Source organism: Micromonospora sp. M51, from assembly GCF_018070305.1.
Classification (GTDB): Bacteria; Actinomycetota; Actinomycetes; order Mycobacteriales; family Micromonosporaceae; genus Micromonospora; species Micromonospora parva.
On sequence record NZ_JAGPXZ010000214.1, the window covers coordinates 1 to 8,265 of the forward strand.

Below are 8,265 nucleotides of genomic sequence, written 5' to 3' on the forward strand. Positions count from 1 at the left end.
ACGCCCGGATGCTGGTCGCCGGCGAGCCGACCGACAGTCGTGACCTGGTGGTCGGTGACGCCTTCGGGCACCTGGTGGTGCCCTGGCACCTGGCCACCCGGGAGATGGCCGCCGACGTCCGCCGAGTGACCCGCCCCGGCGGCGTGTACGTGCAGAACGTCATCGACTACCCGCCGCTGCGGTTCATCCGCGCCGAGCTGGCCACGGTGGCCGCCGAGTTCAGGCACGTCGCGTTGATCGCGCCGCCGGAGGCGCTCGCCGAGGAGCAGGGCGCGAACTTCCTCATCGTCGGCTCCGACGCGCCGCTGCCACTGGAGGCCGTCCGGGCCCGGTTGGACGAGGTGGACCCGAAGGTCAGCCTGCTCAGCGGCGCGGCGTTGACGGACTTCGTCGGTACGGCGATGGTGTTGACCGACGACTACGCCCCGGTGGACCAACTGCTGGCCACCGCCTGAACGGGTGACATCCTGACCGATTCCGATCGTCCAGGTGTAGGTGGGGCGTTCCTGGGCAACAACGCTCACCATGGGTGGTGGGGACCGGAACGGCGCGCAGCTGCTCGATGAGCGGTACCGGCTGATCGAGCAGCTCGGCGCGGGCGGGATGTCGGTGGTCTGGCGTGGCTACGACGAGGTGCTCGGCCGCCAGGTCGCGGTGAAGGTGCTGGCCTCCCGGCTGGCCAGCGACCGGGCGTTCCGCCACCGCATCCGGATCGAGGCGCAGGCCGCCGCGCGGCTCTGTCACCCCAACATCACGAACGTGTACGACTACGGCGAGTCCCAGCAGGTCGGGCTGACCGTGCCGTACGTCGTGATGGAGCTGGTCGACGGCGGTTCGCTGGCCACCCGGTTGGGCCGGGAGAGCCGGCTGCCGTGGCGGGAGGCGGTGACCATCGGCGCCGAGGTCAGCTCGGCGCGGGCCACCGCGCACGCCCGCGGTGTGGTGCACCGCGACGTGACCCCGGGCAACGTCATGCTCACCTCGACCGGGGTGAAGGTGGTCGACTTCGGCATCTCCGCGCTCGTCGGGGAGAGCGAGAAGGGCCCGGACGGCGCGCTGTTGGGCACTCCCGCGTACCTCGCCCCGGAACGGCTGGACAACGGCCAGGTCTCCCCGGCCACCGACGTGTACGCCGTGGGGCTGCTGCTCTACCGGATGCTCACCGGCCGGCTGCCGTGGCAGGCCAGCACCACCACCCAGATGCTGCGCGCCCACATGTACAACGACCCGGACCCGATGCCCCCGGTGCCGGGCCTGCCGGACGAGGTGACCGACCTGGTCCGGCGGTGCCTGGCCAAGCAGCCCGGTGACCGCCCGCCGACCGCCGAGCTGGCCCGGACCCTCGCCGAGTCGGCCGGGATGCTCGCGGCGGTGCCGGTCTCGCCGGCCGCCGGAACGGTGGACCCGGAGACGCTGGCCAGCGCGGGCACCACGATCCTGCCCTGGTCCGCGGCGACCGACGCGTTGCCGTTGTCGCGGACCCGCAACCGGGCCCGGCGGGGGCACCGGCGTCGTCGGCGGGTGGAGGCCGGGGTGGCCGCCGTCGGGCTGATCGCGGTCACCGGGGCGATGTGGGGGTTCACCTCGCGCAGCCCGGCCAGTGGTGGGGACCGGCCGACCACCGAGGCGCGGATGGGTCTGCCGACGACGGTGCCCTGCGAGGTGGCGTACGCGCTGCGCAGCGACTCCGGCAAGGACTTCGCCGCCGAGCTGACCCTGACCAACAGTGGCAAGCAGGAGCTGCGGGACTGGACGATGAGCTTCACGTTCCCCGGCCAGCAGACGGTGACGAAGGCGGATCCGACGCCGGTGCAGCAGCAGGGGAGGACCGTGCTGATCCGACCGGCGGCGCAGCGCACCACGCTGGCGCCCGGCGCCGCCGAGAAGCTCACCCTAACCGGGAAGTACAGCGGCGCGAATCCGCTGCCTGTCGAGTTCCGGCTCGGTGACACGACCTGTGGGGTGCGTGTCTCCGGGGTGGCCGGCAGCATGCCCGTCACCGTCGCGCCGACCAAGGCGGCCACCACGGCGAAGGCTCCGCCGAAGAAGACGACGGTACGCAGCGGTGGCGGTTCGGGCGGCGGCGCGACGAAGGCGAAGCCGCCGAAGGCTCCCGCGAAGCCGGGCAAGGGGAAGGGCGGGGGTGGTCCGGGAAAAGGCTGAAGGACCCCGGTGGCCACCCGGTGAAGGTCACCAAGGGCCACGGCCGCGACACCTGACCGGTCAGCGCAGCCCCGCGAACCGCTGCACCTGGTCGATTCCGCCCTCGACGATGAGCACCCCGCCCTGCGGAAGCGTGGTGTCGTCGGAGGTGTACCGGAAGCGTTCGCCCGGCAGCTTGGCGCCGACCACGCGTATCCCGTAGCGCTCCTCCGGTCTCAGGTCGATCAGGGTGCGCCCGACCAGGGATTCGGGCACCCGGACGGTGGCGATCGCGAAGTCGTCGTCGAACTCGATGAAGTCGAGCAACCGGCTCACGATCAGGTGGGCGACCCGGTCCCCGGTCTCGGCCTCCGGGAAGATCACGTGGTGCGCGCCCACCGACGCCAGGATCTTGGCGTGCTTCTGCGAGGTGGCTCGGGCCCAGATCTGCGGCACACCCAGCTCGACCAGCGCCAACACGGTGAGCACGCTCGCCTCCACCGAGGCCCCGATGGCCACCACGGCCCGTCCGAAACCGGTGATGCCCAGCTGCCGCAGCGCACCGTCCTCGGTCGAGTCTGCCTGAACCACCCGGTCGAGCTGCGCCGACCAGCGCTGCACCTTCTCCGGGCTGCGGTCGATGGCCAACACCTCACGGTTCATCCGGCTCAGCGACCCGGCCAGGTGGCAACCGAACCGACCCAGCCCGATCACCACGATGCCGCCGTTGTCCGCCTGTCTAGCCGACACCTCGGACCTCCCGCCTGCTAGCCGACAATTGGTTGCTCCTGTGGATAGCGGTAGAGCCGGCGTCGGGTGTTCAGGGCGATCGCCGACCCCAGGGTGAGCGTCCCGACCCGGCCGATGAACATCAGCACTGTCAGCACCAGTTGGCCACCGGCCGGCAGGTCGGCCGCCAGGCCGGTGGTCAGGCCGGTGGTGCTGAACGCGCTGGTGACCTCGAACAGGGCCGAGACGAAGCGGACGCCCTCGGTGAGCAGCAGCAACAGCATGGTTCCGGCCGTCACCAACGCGACACTGAGCAGCGCCACCGTGACCGCCTGCCGTTGGCTCGCGGTGGCCACCCGCCGGTGCCCGATCATCACGTCGGGCTCCCCCCGCAGCTCCGCCCAGATGGTGAACGCCAGCAGGAAGAACGTGGAGACCTTGATGCCTCCGGCCGTGCTGGCGCTGCCGCCGCCGATGAACATCAACACGATCAGCAGGGGATAGGTCTCCTCCTGGAGGGCGGCGATGTCCAGGACGCTGAAGCCGCCGGTGCGGCTCAGCGCGATCTGGGTGAACGACGCGAGGATCTTGCCCGATACGTCGTACTGGCCGATCGTGTCCGTGTTGGTCCACTCGGCGGCGAGCAGGCCCGCGAAGCCGACCAGCAGCAGCACCACGCTGCCCCAGATGGTCAACTTCGTCGCCACCGCCCAGCGCGTCGGCTGCCGCCACTCGCGGACCGCCTCGAACAGCGCGGGAAACCCGAGACCGCCGATGATCGCGCCGAGCGCCAGGGGTAGCGACACCCATGGGTCACGGCTGAAGGCCAGCAGGCCGTCGGTGTAGAGCGCGAAGCCACCGTTGTTGAACGCCTGCACGGCGTGGAAGACACCTGACCAGAGGGCCTGCCCGAACGAGTAGTCGTAGGCCAGCCAGAGCCGACCGGTGACCAGCACGGTCATCACCGCCTCGCAGGCGAAGACGGTCAGCGCGATCCGGCGGAGCAACCGGCCCACCTCGGCGATGCCGAACTCCGCCGTCTCGGCCTGCACCAGCAACCGGTTGCGCAGCCCGAGTTGACGGGAGACCACCAGGATGACCAGCGCCGCGACGGTGAGGATGCCGAGGCCGCCGAGCTGGGTGAGCAGGGTGATCACCACCAGTCCCCAGCCGGACCAGTAGTTCGGCGTATCGGTGATTGCCATGCCGGTGACCGACACGGCCGAGGTGGCGGTGAAGAGCGCGGTGACCACTGGCGCGTGCTGGTGCTCGACTGTTGCCCAGCGGGCCATGAGCAACCCGGTCCCGAACAGGATCGGCACCAGGAACGCGAACGGCACCAGCCGCACGGGATTGCGGAGAAACCGGCGCACCAGACAATCTTCCTGTCCGCCCACGTCTCTGGAGCGGGAACGGACATTCCGGAGATTCACCTGCCCCCGCCGACGCCGCCCGCCCGGCACGAACCACGACGGGCCCGGCGGCGGCCGAATGGGGCGAATGGCGCGGGGCGACACACGGTTCGGGTGGTCCGTGGAGGTTCGGGCCATCGAGGACGTGGGCTCCCGGCTGGTAGTGCAGGCCGTTGTAACCCTTGGCCACCTCATTCCTGTTACTTGTGTGTTTCCGCCACATAGCTCGTGGGTGACGTCACTTCTAGCGTGGGCCGTCACAAAGAAGTTCTCTCCCTCCGAGTCCTCATGTGGAGTCGCAATGACGGTCCGGACGACGCGGCGGGTGTTCCTCTCCGCCGCCACGATGATGGCCGCGGCGTTGGCCGCCACGGCCTGTGGCAGCCCGCAGGACACCGCCACCGGCGGCGGCGACAGTGCCGCGCCGGTCAAGGTCGGCCTGGTGTACTCCCAGTCGGGAGCCCTGGCCAGCTACGGAAAGCAGTACATCGAGGGGTTCAAGGCGGGGCTGGACTTCGCCACCGAGGGCACCGGCAAGGTCGGTGACCGGAAGATCGAGGTGACCGAGGTCGACGACGCGGGAGACCCCGCCAAGGCGGTCTCCGCGGCAAAGGACCTGATCGGTAAGGGCACGAAGATCATCGCCGGTTCCACCGCCTCCGGCGTGGCGCTCCAGGTCGCGCCGATCGCGGCGCAGAACAAGGTTCTGTTCATCTCCGGCCCGGCCGCCACCGACGCGGTGACCGGTGCGAACAAGTACACGTTCCGCTCCGGCCGGCAGTCCTACCAGGACGTGGTGACCGCCAAGTCGTTCATCGGCGACCCGACCGGCAAGAAGGTGGTGGTCTTCGCCCAGGACGGCGCGTTCGGCGACGCCAACGAGGCGGCCGTCAAGGCCGTCATCGGTAGCGCCGGTGCCACAGTGAGCAGTGTCCGGGCCCCGGCGAGCGCCACCGAGTTCACCCCGTTCGCCAGCCAGATCAAGGCGGCCAAGCCCGACCTGCTCTTCGTCGCCTGGGCCGGCACCACCGCCCCGGCCATGTGGCAGACCCTCGACCAGCAGGGCGTGCTCTCGTCCACCACTGTCGTCACCGGCCTGGACATCCGCGCCTCGTGGCCGACCTTCGGCGCCGCCGGCGCGAAGATCTCCTTCCTGTCGCACTACTTCGACGGCGCCAGCGACACCGAGGCCAGCAAGGCGCTCAAGGCCAAGGTGAACACCATCGACCTGTTCCACCCGGACGGTTTCGCCGCCGCCCAGATGGTGGTCCGCGCGGCGCAGGAGGGCGGGGACGACGTCGACAAGATGGTCACCGCGCTGGAGGGCTGGACCTTCGACGGGGTCAAGGGCAAGATGACCATCCGCGCCGCCGACCACGCTCTGCTCCAGCCGATGTTCCAGGCCAAGCTCACCGGCAGCGGCACCGACTTCACGGCGACCGCGCAGAAGAGCCTCACCGGTGACGAGTCGGCGCCGCCGGCCGTGGCGATGAAGGGCTGACCCATGCTCGCCACCCGTGGTCTGACCTGGCGGATCGGTGAGGTCGCCATCGTCGACAGCGTCTACCTCGACCTCGCGCCCGGGGAGTTCCTGGGCGTGATCGGGCCGAACGGCGCCGGCAAAACCTCACTGTTCAACCTGATCACCGGCCTGCGTCGGGCCACGGAGGGCCGGGTCACCCTGGACGGGCAGGACATCGGCGCGCTCGCGCCGCACCGGCGGGCCCGCCTCGGCCTGGGTCGTACCTTCCAGGCGTCCTCGGTCTTCGGCTCGCTGAGCGTGCGGGAGAACGTCCGGCTCGCCGTGCAGGCGCACCGCGGGGGTTCGATGGCACTGTGGCGGCGGGCGGCGGCCGACCGGGAGGTCGCCGCCGCCGCCGACGCGGCGCTCGACCGGGTGGGCCTCGCCCACCGGGGTACGGCCCTCGCCGGCACCCTGGCCCATGGTGAGAAGCGCACGTTGGAGATCGCCCTGCTGCTCGCCGGTGAACCGCGGGTGATGCTGCTGGACGAGCCGATGGCCGGGGTCAGCGCCGAGGACGTGCCCGAACTGGTCGCCGTCATCAAGTCGTTGACCGGCGACGGCGGCCGGGCGGTGCTGATGGTCGAGCACCACATGGACGTCATCCTGGAGTTGGCCGACCGCATCGCCGTCATGCACCACGGCGCGCTGCTGGCCTGCGACACCCCGGAGACGGTGATGGCCAACCCCACTGTGCAAGAGGCCTACCTGGGGGAGTCGCTGTGAGCGCGAGGAGTGAGCCGGGTTTGCGAGCCCCGCAGTCGCGAACGGAGGCGGCTCAGCTGGAACCCGTTCTCAGTGTGGAGGACCTGTCGGTCCGAATCTCCGGGCTGCACATCCTCCAGGGGGTGTCCTTCACTGTCGCCCCGACCGGCGTGACCGTCCTGCTCGGCCGCAACGGCGTCGGCAAGACCACCACGCTGCGCGCGATCGTCGGCCTCACCCCACCCACCGGGGAGGTGCGCGGCACCATCCGGATGGGTGCGCAGAGCCTGCTGGCCCGGCCCACGCACCGGCTGGTCCGCGGTGGGCTCGGCTACGTGCCCGAGGACCGCTGCGTGTTCGCCGGCCTCACCGTCGCCGAGAACCTGCGGCTCGCCGAGCGGCGCGGCACCACCCCGGCGTACGACAAGGTTTTCGCGCTCTTCCCGGAGCTGGACCGGCGCGGACGGCAACGGGCCGGTTCGCTCTCCGGAGGGCAGCAGCAGATGCTCGCCATCGGCCGGGTGCTGCTCAACGACAACCGGCTGCTGCTCGTCGACGAGCCGACCAAGGGGTTGGCCCCGAAGGTGGTGACCGAGGTGGCCGAGGTGTTGGAACGGGTCGCTGGGTCGGTGCCGGTGCTGCTCGTCGAGCAGAACCTGGCAGTGGTCCGTCGACTGGCCCGCGACGCGGTGGTGTTGGCCGCCGGCAAGGTCGCCTGGACCGGCGACGCCCACGAGCTGCTGTTGGAGACCGCGTTGACGAAGTCGTTGCTCGGTGTCGGCTCGGCGGAGGTGTCCACGCCGAGCGCGAGGAGTGAGCTTGCGAGCCCCGCAGTCGCGAGGAAGGACCAGCTCTGATGGGGACCGTGATCCTGTTGACGTTGACCGGGCTGGGCCTGGCGGCGCTGTACTTCCTGGTCGCCTCCGGCCTGTCGCTGGTCTTCGGCCTGGCCGACGTGTTGAACTTCGCGCACGGGCTGTTCCTCGGTGTGGGCGCGTACGGCACCTGGTGGGCGGCGGGCAACCTGCCGGGCGCCGGCCCGGACGGGTTCGGCTTCGTGTTCGCTGTCGCCTTCGGGGTGGCCGCCGGCACGCTGGTGGCGATCCTGGTCGAGCTGGTGCTGATCCGCCCGTTGTACTCCCGCACCATCGAGCAGGTGCTGGTCACCGTCGGCCTGTCCCTGGCCGGGGTGGCGTTGTTGCAGGCCACCTGGGGTGCCGACGCCCGGCCGTTCCCACGTCCGGACTGGACCCGGCAGGTGACCGGGATCCTCGGCGCGCAGGTGCCCAACGGTGGCCTGCTGCTGATCATCGCGGCGGTGCTGGTGCTCGGTGCGATCCTGGCGTTCCTGCGCTGGACCCGGTACGGCCTGGTGATCAGGGCCGGGGTGGAGAACCGGGAGATGGTGACCGCGCTGGGCATCGACGTCCGCAAGGCGTTCACGCTGGTCTTCGCGATCGGTGGGGCGGCGGCGGCGCTCGCCGGCGCGCTCGGCGGGGTCTACTTCGGCACCGTGTCGCCCGGGCAGGGCGGCTCACTGCTGATCTTCGCGTTCATCGTGGTGGTGATCGGCGGGATGGGCTCGGTGGTCGGCTCCGCGTACGCGGCGGTCGTGGTCGGGCTGGTGCAGCAGTTCGTCAACTACTACGGCACGTCCGGGCTGGGCGACATCTGCGTGGTCGGGCTGCTGGCCGTCGTGCTGCTGCTCCGCCCACAGGGCATCGCCGGAAAGGTGGCAACGGCATGACGGTGATC

At 70.7% G+C, this 8,265-nt stretch carries 8 protein-coding genes; 6 read left to right on the forward strand and 2 right to left on the reverse strand.

Going from position 1 to position 8,265, the window contains the following annotated elements; genetic code table 11:
* Both KBX53_RS13970 and KBX53_RS13975 read left to right on the forward strand, forming a co-directional pair.
* A partial coding sequence (locus KBX53_RS13970; protein ID WP_210859651.1) for a fused MFS/spermidine synthase occupies window positions 1-455 on the forward strand: 455 nt, incomplete at its 5' end.
* Between the two features lie 70 nt (window positions 456-525).
* Window positions 526-2,163, forward strand: coding sequence for a serine/threonine-protein kinase (locus KBX53_RS13975; protein WP_210859653.1), 1,638 nt, complete (start codon window positions 526-528; stop codon window positions 2,161-2,163).
* Between the two features lie 60 nt (window positions 2,164-2,223).
* Here KBX53_RS13975 and KBX53_RS13980 read toward each other — a convergent pair whose 3' ends face one another.
* On the reverse strand, window positions 2,224-2,892 hold the full coding sequence (locus KBX53_RS13980; RefSeq protein ID WP_030329781.1) for a TrkA family potassium uptake protein: 669 nt from the start codon (window positions 2,890-2,892) through the stop codon (window positions 2,224-2,226).
* A gap of 17 nt (window positions 2,893-2,909) precedes the next feature.
* Entirely contained in the window at window positions 2,910-4,244 is a 1,335-nt protein-coding gene (locus tag KBX53_RS13985) for a potassium transporter TrkG (RefSeq protein WP_210859655.1), read from the reverse strand.
* A 340-nt stretch (window positions 4,245-4,584) separates the two neighbouring features.
* On the opposite strand from KBX53_RS13985, the gene KBX53_RS13990 reads away from it, so the two are divergent.
* The 4 genes from KBX53_RS13990 to KBX53_RS14005 are packed head-to-tail and all read left to right on the forward strand — an operon-like array spanning window position 4,585 to window position 8,257.
* Window positions 4,585-5,784 carry a substrate-binding domain-containing protein gene (locus KBX53_RS13990; protein WP_210859657.1) on the forward strand — a complete coding sequence of 400 codons (1,200 nt, stop codon included), beginning with the start codon at window positions 4,585-4,587 and terminating at the stop codon, window positions 5,782-5,784.
* A 3-nt stretch (window positions 5,785-5,787) separates the two neighbouring features.
* Window positions 5,788-6,531, forward strand: coding sequence for an ABC transporter ATP-binding protein (locus KBX53_RS13995; protein ID WP_210859658.1), 744 nt, complete (start codon window positions 5,788-5,790; stop codon window positions 6,529-6,531).
* A 56-nt stretch (window positions 6,532-6,587) separates the two neighbouring features.
* On the forward strand, window positions 6,588-7,367 hold the full coding sequence (locus KBX53_RS14000; protein ID WP_210859660.1) for an ABC transporter ATP-binding protein: 780 nt from the start codon (window positions 6,588-6,590) through the stop codon (window positions 7,365-7,367).
* Window positions 7,367-8,257, forward strand: a complete 891-nt coding sequence (locus tag KBX53_RS14005; protein WP_210859659.1) for a branched-chain amino acid ABC transporter permease — start codon at window positions 7,367-7,369, stop codon at window positions 8,255-8,257. The genes KBX53_RS14000 and KBX53_RS14005 overlap by 1 nt, the downstream gene beginning before the upstream one ends.
* Window positions 8,258-8,265 lie beyond the last annotated feature (8 nt).